Annotated in this window: 18 protein-coding genes and 1 pseudogene; 4 read left to right on the top strand and 15 right to left on the bottom strand. The window is 41.8% G+C overall.

The features are described from left to right. Nucleotides 1-147 precede the first annotated feature (147 nt). Both alr and dnaB read right to left on the bottom strand, forming a co-directional pair. Complete coding sequence (alr, locus tag I6E83_RS09405) at nt 148-1,254, bottom strand: alanine racemase (RefSeq protein ID WP_197101386.1); 1,107 nt, start codon at nt 1,252-1,254, stop codon at nt 148-150. Nucleotides 1,255-1,396: 142 nt separating this feature from the next. Then, nucleotides 1,397-2,800 carry a replicative DNA helicase gene (dnaB, locus tag I6E83_RS09410; protein WP_110923805.1) on the bottom strand — a complete coding sequence of 468 codons (1,404 nt, stop codon included), beginning with the start codon at nt 2,798-2,800 and terminating at the stop codon, nt 1,397-1,399. A gap of 334 nt (nt 2,801-3,134) precedes the next feature. On the opposite strand from dnaB, the gene pdxA reads away from it, so the two are divergent. Further along, nucleotides 3,135-4,223 carry a 4-hydroxythreonine-4-phosphate dehydrogenase PdxA gene (pdxA, locus tag I6E83_RS09415; RefSeq protein WP_197101387.1) on the top strand — a complete coding sequence of 363 codons (1,089 nt, stop codon included), beginning with the start codon at nt 3,135-3,137 and terminating at the stop codon, nt 4,221-4,223. A gap of 239 nt (nt 4,224-4,462) precedes the next feature. After that, on the top strand, nt 4,463-4,864 hold the full coding sequence (locus I6E83_RS09420) for a hypothetical protein (RefSeq protein ID WP_197101388.1): 402 nt from the start codon (nt 4,463-4,465) through the stop codon (nt 4,862-4,864). A 42-nt stretch (nt 4,865-4,906) separates the two neighbouring features. Here the strand turns inward: I6E83_RS09420 and I6E83_RS14750 are convergent. From I6E83_RS14750 to I6E83_RS09440, 3 genes and pseudogenes are all read right to left on the bottom strand, one after another. Continuing rightward, nucleotides 4,907-5,404: pseudogene (locus I6E83_RS14750) on the bottom strand (transposase). A 40-nt stretch (nt 5,405-5,444) separates the two neighbouring features. After that, nucleotides 5,445-5,795, bottom strand: coding sequence for an IS630 transposase-related protein (locus tag I6E83_RS09435; RefSeq protein ID WP_197101393.1), 351 nt, complete (start codon nt 5,793-5,795; stop codon nt 5,445-5,447). Between the two features lie 60 nt (nt 5,796-5,855). Beyond that, nucleotides 5,856-6,029, bottom strand: a complete 174-nt coding sequence (locus I6E83_RS09440) for a hypothetical protein (protein ID WP_197101395.1) — start codon at nt 6,027-6,029, stop codon at nt 5,856-5,858. Nucleotides 6,030-6,409: 380 nt separating this feature from the next. Between I6E83_RS09440 and rsmA the strand changes: the two genes are divergently transcribed. Both rsmA and I6E83_RS09450 read left to right on the top strand, forming a co-directional pair. After that, on the top strand, nt 6,410-7,273 hold the full coding sequence (gene rsmA / locus I6E83_RS09445) for a 16S rRNA (adenine(1518)-N(6)/adenine(1519)-N(6))-dimethyltransferase RsmA (RefSeq protein ID WP_110923808.1): 864 nt from the start codon (nt 6,410-6,412) through the stop codon (nt 7,271-7,273). 126 nt (nt 7,274-7,399) lie between these two features. After that, nucleotides 7,400-8,236 carry a symmetrical bis(5'-nucleosyl)-tetraphosphatase gene (locus I6E83_RS09450; protein ID WP_197101397.1) on the top strand — a complete coding sequence of 279 codons (837 nt, stop codon included), beginning with the start codon at nt 7,400-7,402 and terminating at the stop codon, nt 8,234-8,236. Nucleotides 8,237-8,371: 135 nt separating this feature from the next. Here I6E83_RS09450 and I6E83_RS09455 read toward each other — a convergent pair whose 3' ends face one another. The 10 genes from I6E83_RS09455 to ahcY form a co-directional block, all read right to left on the bottom strand. Continuing rightward, nucleotides 8,372-8,815 (bottom strand): hypothetical protein, encoded by a 444-nt coding sequence (locus I6E83_RS09455; protein WP_197101399.1) that lies wholly within the window; start codon nt 8,813-8,815, stop codon nt 8,372-8,374. A gap of 518 nt (nt 8,816-9,333) precedes the next feature. After that, a complete protein-coding gene (locus I6E83_RS09460) occupies nt 9,334-9,927 on the bottom strand; it encodes a hypothetical protein (RefSeq protein ID WP_197101401.1) in 594 nt (197 codons plus the stop codon). Nucleotides 9,928-10,400: 473 nt separating this feature from the next. Continuing rightward, nucleotides 10,401-11,474 (bottom strand): glycosyltransferase family 4 protein, encoded by a 1,074-nt coding sequence (locus I6E83_RS09465; protein ID WP_227680892.1) that lies wholly within the window; start codon nt 11,472-11,474, stop codon nt 10,401-10,403. Nucleotides 11,475-11,722: 248 nt separating this feature from the next. Beyond that, on the bottom strand, nt 11,723-14,176 hold the full coding sequence (locus I6E83_RS09470) for a site-specific recombinase (RefSeq protein WP_197101403.1): 2,454 nt from the start codon (nt 14,174-14,176) through the stop codon (nt 11,723-11,725). A 247-nt stretch (nt 14,177-14,423) separates the two neighbouring features. After that, on the bottom strand, nt 14,424-16,208 hold the full coding sequence (locus I6E83_RS09475; RefSeq protein WP_110923813.1) for an acyl-CoA dehydrogenase C-terminal domain-containing protein: 1,785 nt from the start codon (nt 16,206-16,208) through the stop codon (nt 14,424-14,426). Nucleotides 16,209-16,513: 305 nt separating this feature from the next. Then, on the bottom strand, nt 16,514-18,307 hold the full coding sequence (locus I6E83_RS09480; protein WP_110923814.1) for an acyl-CoA dehydrogenase C-terminal domain-containing protein: 1,794 nt from the start codon (nt 18,305-18,307) through the stop codon (nt 16,514-16,516). Between the two features lie 392 nt (nt 18,308-18,699). Then, entirely contained in the window at nt 18,700-20,403 is a 1,704-nt protein-coding gene (locus I6E83_RS09485; RefSeq protein ID WP_197101405.1) for a putative bifunctional diguanylate cyclase/phosphodiesterase, read from the bottom strand. A gap of 62 nt (nt 20,404-20,465) precedes the next feature. Next, nucleotides 20,466-21,326 carry a 16S rRNA (uracil(1498)-N(3))-methyltransferase gene (locus I6E83_RS09490; protein ID WP_197101407.1) on the bottom strand — a complete coding sequence of 287 codons (861 nt, stop codon included), beginning with the start codon at nt 21,324-21,326 and terminating at the stop codon, nt 20,466-20,468. A 271-nt stretch (nt 21,327-21,597) separates the two neighbouring features. Next, nucleotides 21,598-22,446 (bottom strand): methylenetetrahydrofolate reductase [NAD(P)H], encoded by an 849-nt coding sequence (gene metF, locus I6E83_RS09495; RefSeq protein ID WP_194196630.1) that lies wholly within the window; start codon nt 22,444-22,446, stop codon nt 21,598-21,600. A 13-nt stretch (nt 22,447-22,459) separates the two neighbouring features. Then, entirely contained in the window at nt 22,460-23,884 is a 1,425-nt protein-coding gene (gene ahcY / locus I6E83_RS09500; RefSeq protein ID WP_197101409.1) for an adenosylhomocysteinase, read from the bottom strand. Nucleotides 23,885-24,060: the final 176 nt, after the last annotated feature.

Genomic DNA, 24,060 nt, shown 5'->3' on the forward strand with positions numbered 1-24,060 from the left:
CAGTCTTCAATAGCATCGCATCAGTGCGCATACTGGGGTGACAACAAACTTTTAGTATAGCGCAATTACTTCTAATGTAAACGCCCAATTTAGTCTGATTGTTCAGTCACTCCAGTACTCGGCAATTTCACCGTCGTATTATGATTATTAGGCTTGGACGCGCTTTGGACGTATGCTCAGGCGGCATAGCAGCTCATAGCTAATCGTACCCGCATGTGCAGCGACCTCATCAACGTGCGGTGCATCGCCCCATAACATTACCTTACTGTCTAAAGCAATGTCTTCTGGCGCAGTACTGACATCAATGACAATCATGTCCATTGCCACACGACCAATGACCGAGCATCGATAGCTTTGATTATTGCTCGTATCAATGACAGAGACATAAGCGTCATCGTTGACGACACGAGGGTAGCCATCTCCGTAACCAATACTGACTAGAGCTGTTCTGGTGTCTTTTTGTGCTATCCAACGACTGCCATAACCAATAGCATGGTCTGCATTGACTGTTTGCAGGGCGATAATTTGCGCGCTAAAATCCATCGCTGGCTGTAAATCTAATGCTTGTGCGCTTTGATCAACGACAGGTGAGCTACCATATAAAATAATACCTGGACGTATCCAATCATAATGATGCTCTGAAAAATTGACGATACCAGCTGAATTACACAATGAACCTTTAATCTCAGCGCTAACTGTCTCTTGTAAAGTATTTAAAACATCTGAATAACGCTGTATTTGCATCGCATTTAATGGATGAGTGCTGTTGTCTGCATTGGCAAAATGTGTGGTGAGGATCAGTTGGTATCCAGCATCATGAAGCTGTTTAGCGGCAGCAATCACACCCTCGGCATCGAAACCAAGGCGATTCATACCTGTATTGTATTTAATCCACACCACTCTAGTAGCGCTACTAGCTGGTGGGATATTTTCCAATGCCCATTGCAGTTGCGGTGCATGATGAATGACGCAGCTAATATCACTATCAATGGCTTGCTGCCACTCATCAGCGGTAAACGCACCTTCGATCAAACCAATCGTTTTATTCCAACCCAATTGTCGTGCTTCTAGTGCTTCAGTTAAGGTAGCGACTCCAATACCATCTGCTTGCTGTAATGCTGGCAAAACTGCCGCTATCCCGTGTCCGTAAGCGTTGGACTTCACCATGGCTAGAACTTTAGAGTGTGGCGCCATTTTTTTAACTTGGTTTAGGTTATGAGTAATGGCTTTTGGTTTGATAGTGATAGTACGCATAATTGGCTTCTTTATTAGCAAAGTTATGAAGTGATAAAGCCAATGCTGCATCAATTGGATTGATGTGGCACTGGCTATGGTTACTGAGAGCTGTTTGTATTAAGTGTCTAAGGTTGAGTAAGCATAATATTTAAAGCTATGACTATTCATCATTCTCGAAACTGACGTTTTGATAGTATTCTGGCGTCAGATTGATAAAGCGAGTAAATTGTCCTTCAAAACCCAAACGTATGGTACCGATAGGGCCGTTACGCTGTTTACCAATGATGATTTCAGCCACGCCTTTGTGATCTGAGTTCTCATTATAAACCTCATCACGGTAGATGAACATAATCAAATCGGCATCCTGCTCAATCGCACCTGATTCACGCAAATCTGACATAATCGGACGTTTATTCGGACGGTTTTCTAGACTACGGTTGAGCTGCGATAGCGCAATTACTGGGCACTCAAGTTCGCGTGCTAAGGCTTTTAGACTACGAGAAATCTCAGAGATTTCCCCAACACGGTTGCCATCTAGGTTTGGCACTTTCATCAACTGAAGATAATCGACTACGATAGCGCCAAGCTTGCCATCGTGATTTTTGGCGATACGGCGACAGCGTGAACGCATCTCAGATGGTGGCAGGGCAGTACTATCATCGATATACAGGTGCTTAGATTGCAAATGCTGAATGGCATTCATCATTTTTGCCCATTCATCTTCATTCATTTGTCCAGAACGCAGATGCGTCTGATTAATCGCGCCCCACGATGACAGCAAACGCATGACGATAGACTCTGCGGGCATCTCCATCGAAAATACCACGACTGGCAGGTCTTCGTTAAATAAAATACCTTCTGCTAAGTTCATCGCAAAGGTTGTTTTACCCATCGAAGGACGTGCGGCGACAATAATTAAATCGCCTGCCTGCAAACCTTGTGTTTTATTATTCAGTTCAGCGAACGGCGTTTGCAAACCAATCATGCCATCTGGATTGGATTTAAGCTCTTGAATTTTATCGATGACGTTGGTCAACACCGAGGTAATGCCGACAGGGCCACGCTGTTCAGCGCGTTTGTTGTGTTGCTCATTAATACTAAATATCTTGCCTTCGACACTGTCTAAGATGTCGCTAACGCTTTGGTCTTTCGGGTTATAAGCCAAAGTCAACATGTCATTGCCAGTGGTAATCAGCTGACGTAACGTTGATAGTTCACGTACACGCTGCGCGTAGGCCGTGAGGTTGAATAAGGTAGCAGGGCTTTGGCTCAAAATATCTGCCAAGTAACTGTCACCACCTGCACCTTTGAGTAGTTTCTGTGCTTCCAACCAGTCATGCACCATGACCGTGTCATAAGGCTCATTGACCGCTGCCAAATGGGCAATCGCATCAAAGATGTATTGATGTCGTCCAGCATAAAAATCATCTTTGGTAACGATATCGGCAATCTTGTCATACGCCTCTTCGATGCTCATCAAAGAGGCAAGCAACGCCTTTTCAATATCGATATTGTGCGGCGGTGTTTGATTGAGCAAGTCGTCGTTTTTTTCGGTATCTGCCATGAGTGCCTAATGTATCAAGAGTCGGTATGAAAGAGGGTATAAATAGATATTTAATATAAGTGTTTGATGATTGGCAATAATACAGCAAAGCAAATGCGGTGTGCTGCTACGATAGAACACAAAACGCAGTCTCACGCTTGCCAGTAAATGCTACAATCAGATGCGAAAGTTTAACACATTATGGGCTTTTTTTAGACGGGTACGGCAACTAAATCTGAAGCTATTAGGGTTGATAGGTGAAGAGATGAATTGCGGTTTTTAGATATAAAAACCAGTGTATTTAACTATAAAAATAATAAAATCAGATGTTTAATTAAGATATGGGACTATTTTTATGATACAAAATAAATTACCGCTATTAATCACGACAGGCGAACCTGCTGGCATTGGTATGGACGTCGTACTGCTACTAGCGGCAGAAAATAAGTTGCAAGACTTTTCGCGGCCGATTTGGGTAACTGCGGATGCAGACGCAATGACAGAGCGCGCAAAGGAGCTTACCACTGCTGGGGTCTTAAAAGTTTGCCCATCTTGGCAGACTGTAGACGCACATATAGATGCCGATGATTTCTCAGAGCAAATGTCAACGAATACGTCTCATAGTGATGATGCTTTTATCCTACTTAACACACCTTGCGCAGTACCAGTCATTTCTGGACAAATTAATACGAGCAATTCAGCCATGGTTGCCCACCAATTAGATATTGCGCATAAGCTAGCATTCAATAAAACAGTCGCAGCCATCGTTACCGGCCCACTGCAAAAGTCCGCACTCATTGATGCAGGTATTAAGTTATTAGATGGCACTATGTTTAGCGGCCACACTGAGTTTTTTATGCAGCAAAGTGGCTGTGAAAAAGTCGTGATGATGCTCGCCAATCAAGCAATGAAAGTCGCGCTTGTCACCACACATTTACCACTAAAAGATATCCCAGCTGCGATCACTTCTGACAATGTACGCCAGACCGTCCAAATTGTCATTGATGAGATGAAAGAAAAATTTGGCTTAACGCAACCACGTATATTAGTTTGTGGACTGAATCCGCATGCGGGCGAGGGCGGCCATTTAGGTGTTGAGGAGATTGAGATTATCAATCCAGTGTTGCAAGCGTTCATCGATGCAGGCGTAGACATATCAGAGGCGATGCCAGCGGATACGTTATTTACCCCAAGGCATTTAGCAAACTGTGATGCAGTGATTGCTATGTATCATGACCAAGGTTTGCCAGTGCTCAAATCACACGGGTTTGGTGATACGGTTAATCTGACCTTAGGATTGCCTTATATTCGCACCTCGGTTGATCATGGTACGGCGCTGGATTTGGCAGGGCGTGGCGGGGCAAGTGCCACCAGTTTATATCAAGCGTTAAATATGGCCAATGAGATGGCTAATAAATCGCTTATTGAAAAACCTCTTGCATAAGTCGGTGCCTTAACAAGATTTTTTACGCAGTATTGGATAAAATTACCGTCAATAGGTCCTATTTATGAACCATTAAATAGGACCTATTTTAAGTGGTCTATTCATAGGTTTAAAGGGTAAGATAACTGGTTCCCTTGGGGTATACCTTTAACAGTTTGTATGAGTTCTTAACTAAACACAGTAACGAAGGATTTATGATAAATTTATAATTTGGAAAGAGCTACAGAAGGTAAGTTTTAATGATTACATCAGCTGAAGAGTTTCTCTTACTCAGAACAAGTGACCACACCCAAGATTATGGAAGAGCGATTAACGAGTGTGCAGCATTGGAAACGTGGTTTGAAATAATACGTCACTACCCAACTATGCGCGAGTGGGTAGCTCTAAATAAAACAGTTCCAATAGAAGTTCTTGAAACGTTGACGTATGATGACAGTCCTACCGTTAGAAGGAATGTTGCTATGAAAAACAAAATAACTAGAGAAATATTTGAGGTATTGGCAGATGATAAAGACGCCTCTGTCAGAAATAGACTCGTCTATAATAAAAACATACCAAAAGACTTGCTATTGAAGTTAACCAATGATGACGAATCGTTCATCAGAAAAAACGCTATAAATAAGATTAGTGAAAAATTTTGAGTAAGCAAAGCTAAACAGTTCGACTCCTATATACCTATATAGTCAATCCACAATAAAACCCATATCATAGAACAGTTTAGGTAGATTATTCTCCATCCAGCCTTGCCGCAGAAACTTAGCCTGTGCCCATTTTTTCTCAATAGGATTTAAATCAGGACTATAAGGCGGTAGAAACAACAAGCGATGACCATGTCTATTCAACAGTCTTTGCACTCGTTTGTGAAAGCTAGTCACTCAAGCACAGCTCTCGTCTTGCACTCAGGCAAAGCAGTGCTTTGCTTTATCCTCGCTCATATCCATCACAATCACGCATTTGGTCTTAAGGCTTGGAATAAGGGTATATTTGCACCAGTCATAGAATACATCTCCGTTGATGTTTTTCTCAAAGTAATCCAGGGCAAACAGCATTTTTTCATAGAGAGCACCGATGACATTGGTTCGTTTTCTACCTTGCCAATTGTAGCTATCGATACAGGGTTTACCTATCGGTGCATAGCCAGAGGGACGCAGGGTTTCAGACTCAAAGCCGCTTTCATCCATGTATACAATGGGGTAGCCTTGCCGCGTAAAGCTATTAAGCTTACTCTGATATATTGTTCTTTTTATCGGACACGCTTTTGGATGTTCCAAGGTCTTTTTTTTGACTGATACCAAGGCGTTTTAAGGCATGATAAATGCCTGTTTTACTACAGTTTAAACGACGTGCTCGCTCATACTGGTAATCATCAGGATGTTCTTTGACATCATTAAGTAATACGTCATCTGGTATTTTATAGGGTTTGGTTTGCCTTGTTGTTTTGCTATGAACACGTCTCTTCCAGTTTTGTATCGTGGTTGGGCTGAGATTATAGAAAATAGCGGCTTCAGCAAAGGTCATACCGTCATCTATACTTTTAAGAACTTGTTTACGGAAATCTAATGAGTAAGTCATGGTCTTTATAATAACAATTAAGTTTGATAATTAGTTTATAACACTTTTAAGTAGGCTTGACTATAGAATCAAACTGTGTGACATTTTTTCCCTTTGCTTTGCATTACTATGTTCTAAAACACCTAACCATTCAGACATTGATCTCAAACCAACCTCATTTGCATCTTGATATTTCTTCAGGGCAAATATTATATAAACAACAGCACCACCAGCTATCATCCAAATGATCGCCATTTTTACATCCTCCAATTAAATTTATCTTACAATAATAGAGCTCTAAGATAAACTAAGTACTACTTAAATTTTTTCAGGAATCTAATTGGTAGATTGCCTTTCATCCTCTACGCGCTTTCTATCATGAGTAACTAGACAATTTAGAGTGCTATCGTGTTGACTGGATTAACTTATCGGGTAATTCAGATAACGAGCGTTATAGCAAGTGATGTTGGGTAGAAGGCGTCACGGTATCTGTTGCGATAAAGTATGGGTAGCTTATCGATAATAATGTTTCAACAATACAGCCTAATTCTGAGCTGTGGTATAATTCATCATTATATAATTGGCATATTGCTGCCATTATCGCCCATTTATCTTTTATACATTAAGACTCTTCTATGTCCAAAACTCCGTTTGATGCTCAATCTATTTCCAACAGCCTACGTGCTGTCAAACACCAACCGCGTAAGCGCTTTGGTCAAAACTTCTTGCATGATGGCAGCGTCATTCGCGAAATCGTTGAAAGTATTCGTCTAGAGCGCGATGACAATCTAATTGAGATTGGGCCGGGAATGGGAGCGTTGACTGAGCCACTATTGGCAGAAGTCGATGCGATGACCGTAGTAGAGTTGGATCGTGATTTGGCAGACAGTTTGCGTATCCGTATTGGTGCGAACAGTCATCCGAATTTTGAGATTATCAAAGATAACGCGATGCATGTGGACTATCGCGAGCTGTATAGTCCTGAGCGCGGCAAACTACGAGTGGTAGGTAACCTGCCATATAACATCTCTACCCCGATATTGTTTCATCTACTCAGTTATGCCGATGTGATTCAAGACATGCACTTTATGTTGCAAAAGGAAGTGGTTGAGCGTATCACTGCTGATGTTGGTAGTAAAACTTATGGCCGCTTATCAGTCATTATGCAATATCACTGTGGTACAGATTATCTATTGACCGTGCCACGCGGTGCTTTTAATCCGCCACCAAAAGTAACCAGTGCTGTATTTCGTCTGACTCCGCATATTACTAAACCAGTCGTGGCAGAAGATGAAGAGTATTTTGCGATTGTCGTACGCGAAACCTTTAACCATCGTCGTAAGACACTACGTGCGATTTTTAAGAAATCTACGCTATTGCCAACGTTGAGCGAAGAAGATTTCGCGGCTTGCGCCATCGACCCACAAGCGCGTCCTGAAGTCTTAAGTGTGAAAGATTTTGTCAATTTGAGCAATCAGGCACGCAAAGTAGAAGGTTAATTCAATCTATTATTGAACATCTCTCAAAATATGCGTATAAAATTATTCACCTAAAACTATTGATATAAGAGTACTCACTTAAGAGTGCTCTTATATAAATTCATATCTAAAAAGCATAGAGGTACTATGAGTTTTCGCCACCAGTATGTCATTGGAGACCTGCAAGGTTGCTATGCTGCTTATATTAAATTACTTGAAGTATTAAATTTTGATCCAGCCCAAGACAAGCTATGGTTTGCCGGTGACTTGGTAGCACGTGGTGAAGACTCATTGAGTACGTTGCGTCATATCAAGGCGCTATGTGAGCAAGGAGCGGCAGAAACAGTCCTTGGCAATCATGATATCAATTTGATTGCTGTCTGGCGCGGCGCGGCGAAGCTCAAAAAAAAGGATAAGACAGCGCCGATTTTTGCCGCTGATGATTGTGATGAGTTGCTTGAATGGTTACGTCATCAGCCGCTATTGGCTTACCCTGATGAACAGACCGTACTGGTGCATGCTGGTATTCCACCGCATTGGAGTATCGATGAAGCCGCAAGCTATGCACAACAAGTAGAAGCGCAATTACAAAGCAGCTTATGGCAACTCGATCGCTTATTACCGAATTTGTATAGCAAGTCAGTTGATGATTGGCAGTCAGATATCAATGGCTTTACTAAAATGCGTGCTATCACTAACTATTTTACGCGTATGCGTCTATGTAAACAGGATGGCACGCTTGAGTTTGGTTTTTCAGCAGGTTTGGATGAATTGATGCCGGAAGGTTTTTTACCATGGTTTGAATGGCAAGTACCACGCTCGCGCAAGATACTATTTGGTCATTGGGCAGCATTAAAAGGCGAGGTTGATTTGCCACATGCGCGTGCACTCGACGGTGGCTGCGTGTGGGGAAATTGTCTATTGGCTTATCGTCTCAGTGACGGTCAAGTAATAACGTCAAGCGAGCAATGCCCGAGTTCATAATGAGGGCTATAGCTGAGCTTGATATGCAAGGCTAGATAAGTGGTCTGTTATAAATGGTTCCATTATAACGGTCTATTTTAAGTAGTCTGTCAATAGGTTTGAGGGGTGAAATAGCTAGTTTCCTTGGGGTATACCCTAAAAGCCTTCCTCTTGAAATTCATGATATTTAGAAGAAAATTTATGCAAATTACTTTTGGATTCTTCGTTTAAAGAATCATACAGGTCATTATTCAAGACATCATAAGCGCATATAAAAGCACTTTTGTTTTTTTGAGTGTAGTCTTGCATCATGTCTATACAAGAAAATGAATTGAGTACGTTGAATAGAATACTAGTATTATAAGGGGCGTATTCCAAAGCTTTTTGGAAAAAAATTAGTCCAGAGTAGTTTTCTTTATCTTCCGAAAGATATGGAGCAAGATCTACAGTTATTCCTTTTAGGTTTAAAGCCTCCGCTATTTCACTATCTGTTGAATTACTATCAGAAATTACTTCATTTAAGATATCAAGAGCTAGCTCTGGTTCATAGTTTTGGTAAAAAATCTCTGCTTGGTTCAGCTTTTTTTCTATAGTAGGCATTAGTTTTTTATCCATTCATCTTTGGTTATACGGTAAGCAGATCGATGCCTGTATAGCGCACCGAACACGATTTTATGAGATAAGCGCAAGATTGAGCGCATCTATCCACTACCTAAAGTTGGACGTGAAGAACAACACACCCTCGCCATGATATTGAACGTCGAAACAGATATAAAAAGCCTTAGCTAGGCTTTGAGAGATAAAAATGAAAAAAAGTAGCAAGATAATCCTATTTTCCTTGATAGCTATACTATTTTTAGCTCTTGGTGTTGGGCTATATGTTTTTTATCAAGGCTATCTAGTGATTTTACATTCTGTCTAGTAAGTAGCTTTAAGGATAATAAAAGAATGAATCAAGTCAAAAAAACCTTTGAGTTAATCACATTAATTACACTCACAAGTACATTGACAGCGACCATCAATATAAAAAATTTTAATATCAATAACTTAGGTTCTGTGTTCAAGTCCTCACTAGGGTACCAAAATACTTAGTAATCATATCTGCTTTATCTATATATCTACTTTTCTATCATCGTTGGTGGTTGTGTTTTGATGATTTTTAATTGGTTAGTCACTGCTTCTACTGCTATTGGACAAATGCGTTGCCATTCTTCTTGCCAATTAATTTGATTGTCACCCTTGTACTCTATGCGAGTTAATGTAGCAAATAAGATACCGTTCCAGATAAATGCGCCTGCTTCATCTGGTTCTGTTTTTGACTTCTCACAGACTTCATCATAATTAGACGTTATCGCTATTCCACTTTGATAAGCTAAATTATTGACTGAATACATATCGAAATACACACCACTGCGAGCATCAGGCGGTGCCAAATAGTATTCTCTAGTTTCGATGTCGTATTCGATATAGCTGTGCTTCCATTTATATTCAACAGCAAATGCATTGACCCCAACTTTTAGATGATTCGCTGGTCCTTTGATGACTTGATTTCCAAGTTTGACATAATGATACTGTTTTCCATTCAGCCAATTATTTTCTCGTTGTTCGTTAGGGAGCCACTTATCTTTAATCATCGCGCGGCAACGTTCCCATTTAGCATTAAATTCAACTTCCTCGCTTCGCTCTGTTAAAGGTAGATGATCAGTTGGCATAGGGCGTGTCGTATTGAGCATCTCTTGACATGCCGCAATGCGCCGCGCCTGACGCTCCTCTGGTGTACCAGTGTCAGCACAGCCAGTAAGCTTATATAAGAGTAGAGATAAAAATAGAGAAAAAAGTACCCAGAGAGTAAGTTTGATTTTAGTTTTGATAGTCCTATTCCTTTACCGATACTAATTAGCACTTATTAAGCATAGGCTTGATAAGTCTTTATCATCTTTTACTTCATATCATTGGTAGGCTATGCGCAAACAACACTAAAACCTCGATTTTCCCCATAACGGAAGTTATGACAAATAAGGCTTAGCGGTATGTTAAACATAAAAAAGTTTATATCGATTGGAATAACGTGGGCTACAGCCAAAAGTTAAAATCCTCATTAGCGGACAGAACCAGTAAAGGCATCTGAGATTGGTTCGCCATAGGTATAAACCAGTCATAGAGATAATTAAGATAATATTTTAAGTTATTCAAAACTTTTAAGTAGATCTAACCACTCACTTATTATATTAGTGGGTTGATAAATTTCGACTTTCTCTTTACCTCTTAAGCTGATAGTTTTTCTCTGCTCATCATTCTTCATCAAACCAATCAACGCTGAAGCAAGTTCGCTAACATCATTTTTAGGAACTAAAATAGAGCCTGTACCTTTTAAAACTTCTGCGGGGCCCGGTCCACAATCAAAACTAACAATAGGTAGGCCAAAAGCTAAAGCCTCAGTTAAAACCATACCAAACCCTTCTGCGCGAGAGCTCAGGCAAAATATTTCTGCCTCCCTATAATAGTGACCCACATTATCAGTCGCACCGACCAGTTCCACACTCTCAGTTATTTGGTTTTCTTCAATAAACTCAGTTAGTTTTGCTCTCTCTTCACCCTCACCAACTATTTTTAATCTCCACTCTGGCATCATTGCAGTTACCTGAAGCCAAGCTTCAAGCAATAAGTCAAACCCTTTTTCTCTATGTAGACGACCAACCGCCAATACTATTTTTTTATTTTCCTCAATATATTCTTGAATAGGAAACGGACAAGGATTGGCGATAGCGATTATTTGTGATTTATGACGAGTATTTTTTAACCAATATTCCTTATCTCTTTCGGTTAAAGTAACCACTGAGTCACAATATCGTGCCGCTAAATGTCTGACGACAGAGCTTCTGCTGATACCTTCACTAGGATCAAAGTTGAAATGCTCCCAGCCTATATGCTTTACTTTCAAGCCTAAAGTCGCGGGTAAAGTATATGGAATAGACTTTGTGTCTACTGCCATTATTATGTCAGCACGCTCTGTTTTTAACAGCTTTCTTATTTTATAAATAGCATTAGGCGTATGACCTAATTTGACGCGCGGAGAACCCGATAGTGAAATTATTTTAATATCTTCATTTAGAGGAAAGAAAGGTGTATCACAAGGTCCAATACTAGCTAATATTATTTCATGGCCCACCTCAGATAGACCGTTAGCAATCATAGAACCTACTCGTTCAACACCAGCACCCTTATTAAGGCCATAAAACAACACCATTAAAATTTTCAAATCGATTGCCTTGCTTGTTAGGGTCTGTTGAACATGTACATATTAGGGCTACTGATGGTTCAGGTTCGGCTGACTCATGTTGTCAAAGTCGACAGAGATATGCCATCATTTCATACAAAGTGGCTAACTCTAGTGACTTGATAAGATTTAGGTGGTGAGAGCAATGACGTATCAAATAACATGGTTAGCCATCTCATTAGCCATAAGATCAGTAGTTAACCAAGTATAAAGCCACCTAAAACATCCTATTAATTAGGCAGTTTTGGCGGCTTTTTTGGTTTTGGCAGAGGTGTCTTTGCATCGCCCGTTGCTTTACTATCAGGATCTACATGATGTGGTTCTTTGCTGATATTGCTGTTAGCATCATAATCATGGTTGTTCGGCGTTTTGTCCGTTTGATTATACTGAATATCATTGGTGTAGGGCATGCTATTGAGCTCTTCATCCATTAAGCCATCGTCAAGGTCTACAGTTTGGTGAGAAGGGGCATGAGCTTGCGTATGATCGCCCTCAGGTTGATTGTCATAATATATATCAGTGTTTGTTTGAGGATACTGAGCATTACCTTGTTTAGACTCAGGTAAAATTCTGACATCCGACAAACGTCGTACGACATAATTACTTGGTAAGTGTTTACCATTTTTTTGCGCTGAGGTATCGTCAAATATCATATGCCCTTGGCTGTCGATACGTGCGTATTTCATTGGCTTATCACGTGGCCAGAAAAAGTCAGAAGGATGGCTAATAATGTGACCAAACACCAGCTTGGTTAGGCGACTCCATTCGAAGAAACGCACCTCTTTTGAGCGTAATGCGACAAACAGTGCCAGTGAAAAACTGACCAATAAGTTGACGATACCAATAAGCGCCACGCCAAGAATTGAGACTAAAATAACGCTCCAGCTTATCTCATCGGCAGATATGTTAAATAAACCATGTGCCAAGTTTGCCGAGGCAAATGCAATATGGCGAATATCAATTGGCAAGCCAAGTATAAAGCCAATCGTCGCAGTACTACCTAAGAACACACCGAATAAAAAGTTACCCATGATGGCACCCAAATTGGCTTCTATAAAGCCACCAAGGCGCTGAAGCCATGATTTCGGTAGTATGTACATGAGTAGTTTATGGCGTTGGATACGGGCACCTATATTATTGTACACCGCTAAATTGTCATAATAACCAGCAATCAAACCCGATAAAAATAAGTACACACCAGCAATCGCTGCATGGGGCAGTGCCAGCGAATGAAAGGGATCTAGATCATGGAGTAGGTGCCCCGCTTTTTCGGAGTCAATCATAGGTGTACCCGTATATTGCAGCCATGCAAAAGAGATAATGAGAGCCACGGGTATCGCCAGCATCACATTACCCATGATGGCAACGAACTGAGTACGTAAAATATCGACGACCAATTCTGATAATTTGGTCAGCTGATGGGATTTTTTACCAGAGCTTTCAGATATGGTAGAGGCAATAGCGGCCGCGGTCATGGCTGGCTGTTTAGTAGCAACGGTACCACGGATGACATGAATGAAGACAAAGCCTAAACCATAAATCATACTGTTAACGAACGCTCGACCTATCGGAGCCAGTGCCAATTGATAAGCCAGTATTTTGATCGTGGCCATAAACGCAATAATAAAGCCACCAATAGAGGCTTTTTTGAACATCTTTCGATAGCCAGACTTATCGGTGCTGATGTAATGCTCACCGACGCGACTCGCATTTTCTGTGACTTTGCGAGAGAGTAGCTTGGTATTGTTATCGATTAAATAACCAATACTATAGCGACGATTGGCAGTCGTAATTAGCGTTTGAATCAGATCAATCACCGCACGATCGCGCTTGTGATCGTCATCAGTGACCAGCTCTGTCAAGATGCGCATGCGTTGTAGGCTTTGATCCAAACGCAGCATCATATTCGTCAGTCGAATAGAGATACCAGTTTTGTAAATACGTTTGCGTACAGTAGCAACGATATCCTCACACTGCTCAATCATCACGAGTAAAGGCGCTGGATCAACCGCTTGTTCAGGGGTGATGTCCGTTAACGTGTCAAGTTCATGCGCTTTTCTGTATTCATTGACAAACAGGACCGCTTCTTGGTTTTGAGCCACAAAAGACGCTGAGTAATTCAACATCTGCGGATAAGAGTCCATCAAATCAGGATGCAAGCCGATGCCACTGATGCGATAAGACAAGATAATAATCGCGTTCAAAATACTGTTTTTTACGGTGGCGACTAAGTCCAGATGCTTCTCTTCTACTTTAAGCAGCTCTATTAACGTATCCCATTTGTCTTTTTCGATATTGGCAAGCCAACGTTCATCAGACTTTTTATCGAACAAGTAGCCAACCAGCTCAACGACAGAGTCTTCTTGCGGTAGTATCGGCAAAAAACGATGGCCAACCAAACGGCGTAAGCTGTTAAAGAATCCTTGGTCTGACATGATGCCAGTATCAGTATACAAAGCGATTTGACGGTATTGAATGATTATCTTTAGGACGAAGCTAGAGAGTCCATCAGCATATTCTGGATGCTGACGAAGAATGTCAATAAGCGATTGAATATTTGCGTTGGCGAGGGCGGGCTCTTTATCATTTACCCGTAGCTCGTCTATTAAACGCTTTAGTACCGCGTTATCGGGTACATCACTTAAGGCAGTAATCTGCTGTAAAATGTGTTTCATTTCTGACACGTCATACCCTTTGTTATGATTATTTTGGTAGTTTTTATTATGTAATGGGTCACAGTAAGCGTTTTTCTAAAAATATGGCAACCTCTTTATTTGGTTAAAATAACGCTTTATTGTACGTCATTTTAATCTGAACCATTCATTGATAGTCACTTATTTTGTTAGCAATTATGATGAGAATCATTTTGGCACAAAAAAGGACAGCTCAATGTGGCTGTCCTTTTTTAAGAGTGTTTTATATGATAATTACTTAGCTAGCAGGTACATTAAAGTAATCAAGATCAAAGTTCATCATCGGATCACTACCAGCTTGTACCATCTGTGCATGTGACTCGATACGTGGCAATATACGACCGACAAAGTAATCAGCAAGCTTGGCTTTATTGGTATAAAAATCACCTTCTTTGCCATTGGCCGCTTCGACCATCAGTGCAAACATGTACGAATATGCTAGGTAGCCAAAGGCATGCATATAATCAACGGCACAGCCATTGACTTCATTTTTACGCTCGCCAATATTACCAAGCACAGTCTGAGTCAATGCTTCGATCGTATCTGCAGCATCTAACGTGGCTTGTTTAATGCCATGATCTGCTTGCATGTTACCGATAAAGTCACGGATTTCACCCAAGAAATTTGTGACATATTTGCCGTTATTACGAGCAACTTTACGGCCTAATAAATCAAGCGCTTGAATACCGTTGGTGCCTTCATAAATCTGTGCAATACGAGTATCACGTACAATTTGCTCCATACCCCATTCGCGGATATAGCCATGACCACCAAATACTTGCTGGCAATCAACGGTGGCTTCTAACGCTTTATCGGTCAAAAATGCTTTAGCCACTGGCGTGAGTAGGGCAACACGGGCAGCAGCCGCTTTTGCCAACTCAGGATCTGTACTAAATTTTTCTTCATCGAGGTTTTTCGCAACGTACATGGCAAAACAACGAGAAGCTTCGGTATTCGCTTTAGCGTTCAGTAGCATACGGCGTACGTCAGCATGATGAATGATAGCATCAGCAGGTTTTTCTGGGCTTTGTAGTTGCGTATCGCTACGACCTTGACCACGATCATTGGCGTATAAAGCAGCATTTTGATAGGCAAGCTCAGAACCGCCAAGGCCTTGTAGACCCATCGTGACACGCTCATAGTTCATCATAATGAACATTGAAGATAGGCCAGTGTTTTCTGCGCCAACCATCCAACCTTTAGCATTGTCAAAGTTCATCACACAAGTGGCTGATGCTTTGATGCCCATTTTATGTTCGATAGAACCCACTGCCAATGTGTTGCGCTCGCCTAAGCTGCCATCTTCGTTGACCAAGAATTTTGGTACCACAAACAATGAGATGCCTTTTGAGCCTTCTGGCGCATTCGGTGTTTTTGCCAATACTAAATGAATGATATTGTCGGTCAGATCATGCTCACCACCAGTGATAAAGATTTTGGTACCAGAGATATCAAAGCTACCATCATCATTAGGTACTGCTTTGGTTTTGATAATACCTAAGTCAGTACCGGCATGTGGCTCGGTCAAGCACATGGTACCTGACCATTCACCGTTATACATTTTTTCTAAGTAGGTTTGTTTTTGCTCTTCAGAGCCAGCAGCGTTCAAGCAAAGCGTCGCACCGACTGTCAGATTTGGATACAGTGCAAACGATTGGTTTGCAGTGAAAACCATTTCTTCAGTCAACATAGTGACCATTTTTGGAAAGCCTTGACCGCCGTACTCAGCGTTACCGCTTAGACCAACCCAGCCTGATTCAGCAAATTGCTTATAAGCTTCTTTGAATCCAGTTGGGGTAGTAACGACGCCGTCACCATGAAAGGTTGCGCCTTCTTCATCACCACTGCGGTTGATAGGCAATAGAATATTTTTTGACAGTTTTGCCATTTCTTCCAAAATCATATCGACAGTTTCTATATCAACATGAGCTAAGTTTTCGTTATTTTGCCAAAATTTAGGCGCATTAAACACATCATTTAAGATAAAGCGCATGTCGTTAAGAGGGGCATTATAGACAGCCATAAACATTCCTTTGGTTCAAATGAGTAGAGTTAAGAGTATTAAAGTTATAGGTTGTTTTTCTAATGTAACCTGAGCGATTAATAATTAAAGTTTAACAAATAAGCTTGCGCGCGGGTGTATTTCTTCGTGAATCGTGCGTGCACCAAAAGTTAGTAGCGACTATTGTGATGCTGAACTACCTCTCAAGGGCTAAGACCATCGTTGATATAAGATACTAAAGCGATTAACAGGGGCACAAAATAAATCGGCAACATACTGTAGTATGTTGCCGACCATGTATCTTAGCTAATTTATAAAGTCTTCAATTAAAAAGCAAATTGATCGACGTCCATGCTCATGTATGGCTCAACACCAGTGCTGATACGCTGTACGTGAGTGGTGGTACGTGGCAATAATTTAGCAAAGTAGAATTGTGCGGTTTTTACTTTGGCATCATAGAATGCGGCTTCACTAGTACCGTCTGCAATAGCAGTTTGTGCAACTAGTGCCATACGAGCCCATAAGTAAGCTAGTGTGACATAGCCACTGAAGTACATGTAATCAACCGCTGCACCGCCTACTGCTTCAGGGTTTTCAGTCGCTTGCATGCCGATACGTGCCGTTAGATCGCCCCATTCTTTAAGGTGCTTGACAAGTGGACGAACAAATTGTCCCATCTCGTCATTTTCTTTGTTATCTTCACAGAACTGTTGAATTATATTGACAAAGTTACCAAGTAGTTTGCCTTGTGAGCCCAATACTTTACGACCTAATAAATCAAGTGCTTGGATCTCGGTCGTCCCTTCGTATAGACAAGCGATACGAGTATCACGGACGTTTTGCTCCATACCCCATTCGCTCACAAAGCCGTGACCACCATAAATCTGTATACCATGATTGGCGGCTTCTAAACCAGTTTCGGTCAAGAATGCTTTGGCAATTGGTGTCAATAGCGACAACATTTGATCAGCAAATTTAAGCTCTTCGCCTTCGCCTTTTGCGACGATATCCGCAAAATGTGAGAGGTAATAAACCAATGCACGACCGCCTTCAGCAAAGGCTTTTTCAGTCAATAGCATGTTGCGAACCGCTGGATGCACAATGATCGGATCAGCTACTTTTTCTGGTGCTTTAGTGCCTGAAAGCGAGCGCATGGCCAGACGATCTTTTGCATAGGTTAGTGAACCTTGGAACGCATACTCAGCAGCTGTTAAACCTTGAACAGCAGTACCGATACGGGCAACGTTCATAAAGGTGAACATGCACTGTAGGCCGCGGTTTTCTGGGCCAATTAGGTAACCTGTTGCACCATCGAAGTTGATGACACAAGTGGCAGAGGCTTTAATGCCCATTTTATGCTCGATAGAACCACAAACGACATTGTTGCTTTCACCAACGCTACCATCTTCGTTGACCGTCATTTTAGGGACGATAAACAATGAGATGCCTTTTGTGCCAGCAGGTGCGCCTGGTAGACGCGCTAATACAATGTGAATAATGTTGTCAGTTAAATCATGCTCGCCGGCAGAGATAAAGATTTTTTGACCAGTAATGCTATAGCTGCCATCTTCTTTAGGCTCAGCTTTAGTACGGATGATACCTAAATCAGAACCCGCATGCGCTTCAGTCAGACACATCGTACCTGACCATTCGCCACTGATCATTTTTTCGAGATAGGTTTGTTTCTGTGCATCAGTACCATGGTGCTCGATGGTTTGAATAGCACCATGTGATAGGCCAGGGTACATAGAGAATGACCAGTTGGCCGTACCAACCATTTCATTGATAACCGTTGATAATGAAAAAGGCATGTTTTGACCACCGAACTCTTCTTCAGCAGACAAAGCAGGGAAGCCAAGCTCACAGAACGCTTTGTACGCTTCTTTAAAACCTTTTGGCGTGGTAACAACACCATTATCAAAATGACAGCCTTCAGCATCACCGCTTTGATTCAATGGTGATAGCTCATTTTCAGCGAAGCTTGCCGCCATTTCGAACAGGCTGTCCATCAATTCACGGTCAGCTTCCTGAAATGCAGGTAAAGTTTTATAGTGGCTTTCGCTATCAAGTAACTCATGCATTACGAATTGAATATCACGTAAGGGCGCTTTATATTGCATAACTTCCTGTCCTTTTTGGAATATAATCAATAATCGTCAAGAGTAGGCACATCGCTGCACTATTAGATAGCGCAAAAGTCCTGATCACTTTAATCTGAACAGCCTAAATAAATGTTAGGCAGTAATGCAGATTGACTAAGTTATCGATTATATAGAATCGTATTGAAAAGAATGGTGATTGTTAGAGTCGGCTTGAGGCTGAATATGACCTAACAAATTCACTATAAAAGATAGGCTTTCAGAGGTGATTATACAAGTTTGGTGACAGGACTGATAAGTCATGAACCTATCTTGCATCCGTTATGCAATCAACGTTAGACGCTAAGGAGAAATGCGAATAACTATATGAAAGTATTAGCGATACTGGGCAAATAGATCCCAATCAGGTTGGGTTATGTCACACTGTGCTGCTGAATCAACATGTTGGTTGCAGCCTCAGCTGGCACGGGTCTGCTCAGCCAATAGCCTTGACCTTGCTTGCATCCCATTGCAAATAGCACGTCTCGTTGCTGCTCGGTTTCGATACCTTCAGCGATGACCTGCATATTAAGGGCATTGCCCAAATCTAAAATAGCCTTGACAATCGCATGTTGGGTAGGATTATTTTCAATATTAGAGATAAAGCTTTTGTCGATTTTAATAAAATCAAACGGATATTCTTGTAAGTAACTTAACGAGGCATAACCGGTGCCAAAATCATCTAAGGCCAGACAGATTCCTAACTCTTTGAGCAACTCCAGTTGTTTTTTAACATTGCTATGGCGCTGAATGAGAGAAGATTCTGTCACTTCAATATGCAATTGATGCGTAGAAATCTCATGCTGTGTAAGGAGGCTGCTCACCATCTCCGAAAAATTAGGATGGCTAAATTCCGCGGCGTCCGCATTGATACAGATATGCTGAAGAAAGCCTTGCTTTTGCCAAATCGACAGCTGCTTGGCAATTTGAATGGCCATTTGTGAGAATAGCTCAAATGATAGCTTATGAGCGATAATGGCATCGATAAAGTGTACTGGGCTCAACAGTCCACGAGTCGGATGTTGCCAGCGTACCAATGCCTCAAAACCAGTAATAGCGCCTGTCGCTAATTCAAATTTTGGCTGATAGTAAGGAATAAACTGACCTTCAGAGGCGGCGACTCTGAGTTCAGCCTCTAACTGCCAACTATCAGTGGTGGCTTCATCAATAGCGGTGTCATACCAGCAGATATCGTCACCACCCTGATTCTTGACATAATGCAGCGCTTTTTCGGCTTTGGTCAACAGCCCTGTCAATCCTTCACCATCTTTAGGAAAGTAACTAACACCAATGGATACGTGACAATATATCTTTGCTTCTGATTTATCTGGAGAAAAGGGCCGTTCACACATTTGCATTAAACTGTCTAGCTGGTGACGAATGATATTAGCATTAGGGCATTCGAATAATAAGGCAAAATCATCACCACCAAAATGGGAAAAACAATGCAAATTATCGAGTTTGAGTTTTTTGACGCGTTTGACAAAACTGTTAATCAAAGCATTTATGCCATCAGGGCCTAGTAAGCTTGCAAGGCTGCGATAACGGTCGATATTCAAACGTACAATAACAACTTCTTGATAACTGTCTAATAGCAAGTCACTGACTTGACTCAAAAATACTTTACGGTTTGGCAAGCCTGTCACTTGGTCATAATTGAGCAAATGCACCAATTGTTTTTTGTCTTTGATGGCAGAAGAGGTATCACGCAGCATACCAACATAGTAAACAGTCTGTTCGACATAGAGTTTGCGATAAGTGATATGACAATCAACGATCTCTCCATAGCGATTGGCCATCGAAAAGTCATTTTCATAAAAACCATTAGTATCTAAGTGGCTAGTGATATCCGCTAAGATATCTCGTTCTTCTTTTGATAAAAATTCTGCCGCGTAGATACCAAGCGGTCGCCCAAGTAAAAATGACTCGGTATAACCAATAGTCATCTCATAACAAGCATTAACTGATAAATAGCGCAAATTGGCATCTAAGATGAATATAGAGTCATCAAGTTGTTCGCATAACTGAGCCAGCAACTGTTGCTTGTCTGCGATTGGCATAGTGGCGGCATTAGTCATAATTGGACCCATAACATTAAAGTTGAAGAATAAATAAGGTTACATACATGGCCTTTTGATAACTAATGACTCAAAGCATGTAAGGTCGCCAATGCAACTACCGGGGCAGTTTCGGTACGTAATACTCTCGGGCCAATTTGCCAAGGATGAAAGCCGAGCTCTGATGCTTGCTGACATTCATCGTCGCTGAGCCCGCCCTCAGGGCCAATTAATAGTTCAATATAAGGTGTCGAATGTTTTAGGGTGACTGGTAACAATTCAGGCATCGCGGGCTGTCCTAATGCTGGCACGCTCAACTGCATACGTAAATCAGCTGGCTGCTGTAGCCTTTGATAGTAGGCGTCTTGACTGAGCGTGGTTACTATAGGGCTGACTACTGTCTCTTGATTGTTATCTGCTACTTTGGCTAACCAGTCATGGATAGAGATAGGTGCGAGAATGAGCGGTGGACGATTGAGGCCGCATTGCTCGCAGGCTGCGATAGCTACTTGCTGCCAATGTGCCAGTTTTTTCTCAACTTGTGCGGGTTTTAGGTTGACCTCACCATGATGACTACTTAGTAACTGAATAGCTGTTACACCTAGCTCGGTTGACTTCTGAATCGCATAGTCCATACGTTCAGCGCGACTCATTACCAGACCAATTTTAGTGAGTACTGATGCGCTACGATCATCCTCTATATGAGCCAATAGAGTGACAGTGGCATGCTTTTTACTAATGGTCTGTAACTGTACTTGATACTCACCGCCAAACCCATCGAATAAAACACCTTGATCGCCAATGTTTGCGCGTAGCACACGGCACCAGTGATGAACAATACTGTCTGGCAATTCAATATCACTACCTAACGGTAAGGTAGCCAGTTGAGTTGAGAGTAAGCTATGATCATCATTACTGTCACTACTATAAAAAAAACGTCGCACGTATTCTTATTCCTATTATTTGATTGGTCGTACTTATTATTAGTTCAATAGAATATCACTTGAGACAATTAAAGACATTTCTTTTATGAGAATTTTTCTTAATAAAAGCGATTGTTATAAAATAGCAGTATTACACAGTAAAGAAATTTTTAAAAATTAAATAAGATAAGCTGTATTATGACAGCTATAGATGGTTGTTTATTAGAATTTTGACAAAAAAAACTGGCACTCCGAAGAATGCCAGTCATTAAATAAGGGATCTGATGGTCGTTTAAGCAGTCAAACCTAAGGCCTCGACTAAGCGTTTATTAGGCTCAACCTTGTTCATGCTATAAAAATGCATGGCAGGTACACCTTCGCTAATGAGACGCTCACATAAGCGATACACCACATCAAAGCCAAATTCACGGATGGCCTTGCGGTCATCACCAAAATCTGCCAATTGCTTACGTACATAACGTGGAATGTCAGCGCCACAGCTATCAGCAAAACGCATCAAATTGCTAGAATTAGTAATTGGCATGATGCCAGCGACCAATGGCTTAGCAACCGTATCAACACCGCGCTTTTCTAAGGTGTCACGCAAGTATAGATAGCTATCAGCATTGTAGAAGAACTGTGTAATCGCTGCATCCGCACCCGCTTGAAACTTATTGACCAAGTTGTCGATATCAGAATCGAAGCTACGGGCTTGTGGATGCATCTCAGGATAAGCGGCTACTTCGATACGAAAGTGATCACCTGAATGTTCACGGATAAACTTGACTAAGTCTAAAGCAAACGGCAGCTCACCCATACCAACTTGACCTGACGGTAAGTCACCACGAAGCGCGACAATACGATTGATGCCTAAACTCTTATAATGTGTCAATAGTTCAGCGATTTCGCTTTTATCATCGCCAATACAGGACATATGCGGAGCAACGCCAGTATCACCACGTGTGCATAATGCTTGCACAATATCTAAGGTGCGACTGCGGGTGGAACCACCAGCGCCATAGGTCACCGAAAAATAACTCGGTGACAGCTTGTTTAGCTCATCATAAGTACTCAGTAGCTTTTCGTGTCCCTGCTCAGTTTTTGCAGGGAAGAACTCAAAAGAGAACGCAGGCTTACTCACAGTCTGGCTCCTTTTAGTATTTATAAGCGTCAGGCTTGAATGGGCCTTCGACTGATACACCTAAGTATTCAGCTTGCTTTTCAGTCAGCTTGGTTAAAGTACCGTTAAAGCCTGCAACCATCGCAGCGGCTACTTCTTCGTCTAACTTCTTAGGCAATACTTTTACGTATAAGTTATCAGTACGCTTGTCTGCTGGTAGCTCAGCGAATTTTTCTTCGAACAAATACATTTGAGCCAATACTTGGTTAGCAAATGAGCCGTCCATCACGCGTGATGGGTGACCAGTCGCATTACCTAGGTTCACTAGACGACCTTCAGCAAGCAAAATCAAATAATCGTTCTCATCGTCTGAGCGGAAGATTTGATGCACTTGTGGTTTGATCTCAACCCAGCGCCAGTTATCACGCATGAATTGGGTGTCGATTTCGGTATCGAAGTGACCAATGTTACAAACAACTGCACCAGGTTTTAGTGCTGCTAGCATATGACGATCACAAACATGGTAGTTACCAGTCGTGGTCACAATCATGTCGGTATCTTCTAGCAGACGCGTGTTGATATTTTCTGCGCCGCCAGTGTTGTCACCATTAATGTAAGGTGACAATACTTCAAAGCCATCCATACAAGCCTGCATAGCACATATAGGATCGACTTCTGATACACGTACGATCATGCCTTCTTGACGTAAGCTTTGCGTAGAGCCTTTGCCCACATCGCCATAACCGATAACCAAAGCGCGGCGACCAGCAAGGAACATGTCGGTAGCGCGTTTGATAGCATCATTCAAGCTATGACGGCAGCCGTATTTGTTGTCGTTTTTAGACTTGGTAACGGCGTCGTTGACGTTGATTGCTGGTACTTTAAGTGTACCTTTGGCAAGCATCTCAACCAGACGATGTACACCAGTAGTCGTCTCTTCTGAGATACCATGAATGCTATCAAGCAGCTCAGCATAATCATTATGAATCAAAGCAGTTAAGTCACCGCCGTCATCCAAAATTAGGTTGGCATCCCAAAGTTGGCCAGACGCTTCGCCGCCAACGTGAACTTGCTGACGTAAGCACCACTCGTACTCTTCTTCTGTTTCGCCTTTCCAAGCATAAACAGAGATACCAGCAGCAGCAATCGCAGCAGCAGCATGGTCTTGAGTTGAGAAGATATTACATGATGTCCAGCGTACTTCAGCACCTAGCGCGACTAGTGTCTCGATAAGTACGGCAGTTTGGATGGTCATGTGGATACAGCCAGCGATTTTAGCGCCTTTAAGCAGCTGATCTGCTTCGTAGCGACGACGCAAACCCATTAGGGCAGGCATTTCAGCTTCGGCAAGGGTGATTTCACGACGGCCGTAATCAGCAAGGCTAATGTCAGCGACTTTATAGTCAGTGAAAGAGGGGTCGATCGTATGGGCAGATGGGGTGTTAGACACTGCGTCCATAATATGCTCCTATCAGTGGTTAATTTATGATAAAAAGAATAAAAACGCAGGTGCCGTTGTTTGCGCTGTGAGCGACCAAAATAGGCCGCTCGACAGTTAACCGAGCCTAACATAATGATTGATTAACATGGCTTTGAAGCCTAAATGCAATAATTAATTATTATGGCGCAACACCT

It is taken from the genome of Psychrobacter sp. SZ93C1 (assembly GCF_015864635.1).
In the GTDB taxonomy this organism is placed as follows: domain Bacteria; phylum Pseudomonadota; class Gammaproteobacteria; order Pseudomonadales; family Moraxellaceae; genus Psychrobacter; species Psychrobacter fozii.

Excerpts from the sequence above, each read along its gene's own strand:
- alr (WP_197101386.1), bottom strand. The coding sequence starts at position 1,254 with ATGCGTACTATCACTATCAAACCAAAAGCCATTACTCATAACCTAAAC.
- dnaB (WP_110923805.1), bottom strand. The coding sequence starts at position 2,800 with ATGGCAGATACCGAAAAAAACGACGACTTGCTCAATCAAACACCGCCG.
- pdxA (WP_197101387.1), top strand. The coding sequence starts at position 3,135 with ATGATACAAAATAAATTACCGCTATTAATCACGACAGGCGAACCTGCT.
- I6E83_RS09420 (WP_197101388.1), top strand. The coding sequence starts at position 4,463 with ATGATTACATCAGCTGAAGAGTTTCTCTTACTCAGAACAAGTGACCAC.
- I6E83_RS09435 (WP_197101393.1), bottom strand. The coding sequence starts at position 5,795 with ATGACTTACTCATTAGATTTCCGTAAACAAGTTCTTAAAAGTATAGAT.
- I6E83_RS09440 (WP_197101395.1), bottom strand. The coding sequence starts at position 6,029 with ATGGCGATCATTTGGATGATAGCTGGTGGTGCTGTTGTTTATATAATA.
- rsmA (WP_110923808.1), top strand. The coding sequence starts at position 6,410 with ATGTCCAAAACTCCGTTTGATGCTCAATCTATTTCCAACAGCCTACGT.
- I6E83_RS09450 (WP_197101397.1), top strand. The coding sequence starts at position 7,400 with ATGAGTTTTCGCCACCAGTATGTCATTGGAGACCTGCAAGGTTGCTAT.
- I6E83_RS09455 (WP_197101399.1), bottom strand. The coding sequence starts at position 8,815 with ATGCCTACTATAGAAAAAAAGCTGAACCAAGCAGAGATTTTTTACCAA.
- I6E83_RS09460 (WP_197101401.1), bottom strand. The coding sequence starts at position 9,927 with ATGCCAACTGATCATCTACCTTTAACAGAGCGAAGCGAGGAAGTTGAA.
- I6E83_RS09475 (WP_110923813.1), bottom strand. The coding sequence starts at position 16,208 with ATGGCTGTCTATAATGCCCCTCTTAACGACATGCGCTTTATCTTAAAT.
- I6E83_RS09480 (WP_110923814.1), bottom strand. The coding sequence starts at position 18,307 with ATGCAATATAAAGCGCCCTTACGTGATATTCAATTCGTAATGCATGAG.
- I6E83_RS09485 (WP_197101405.1), bottom strand. The coding sequence starts at position 20,403 with ATGACTAATGCCGCCACTATGCCAATCGCAGACAAGCAACAGTTGCTG.
- ahcY (WP_197101409.1), bottom strand. The coding sequence starts at position 23,884 with ATGGACGCAGTGTCTAACACCCCATCTGCCCATACGATCGACCCCTCT.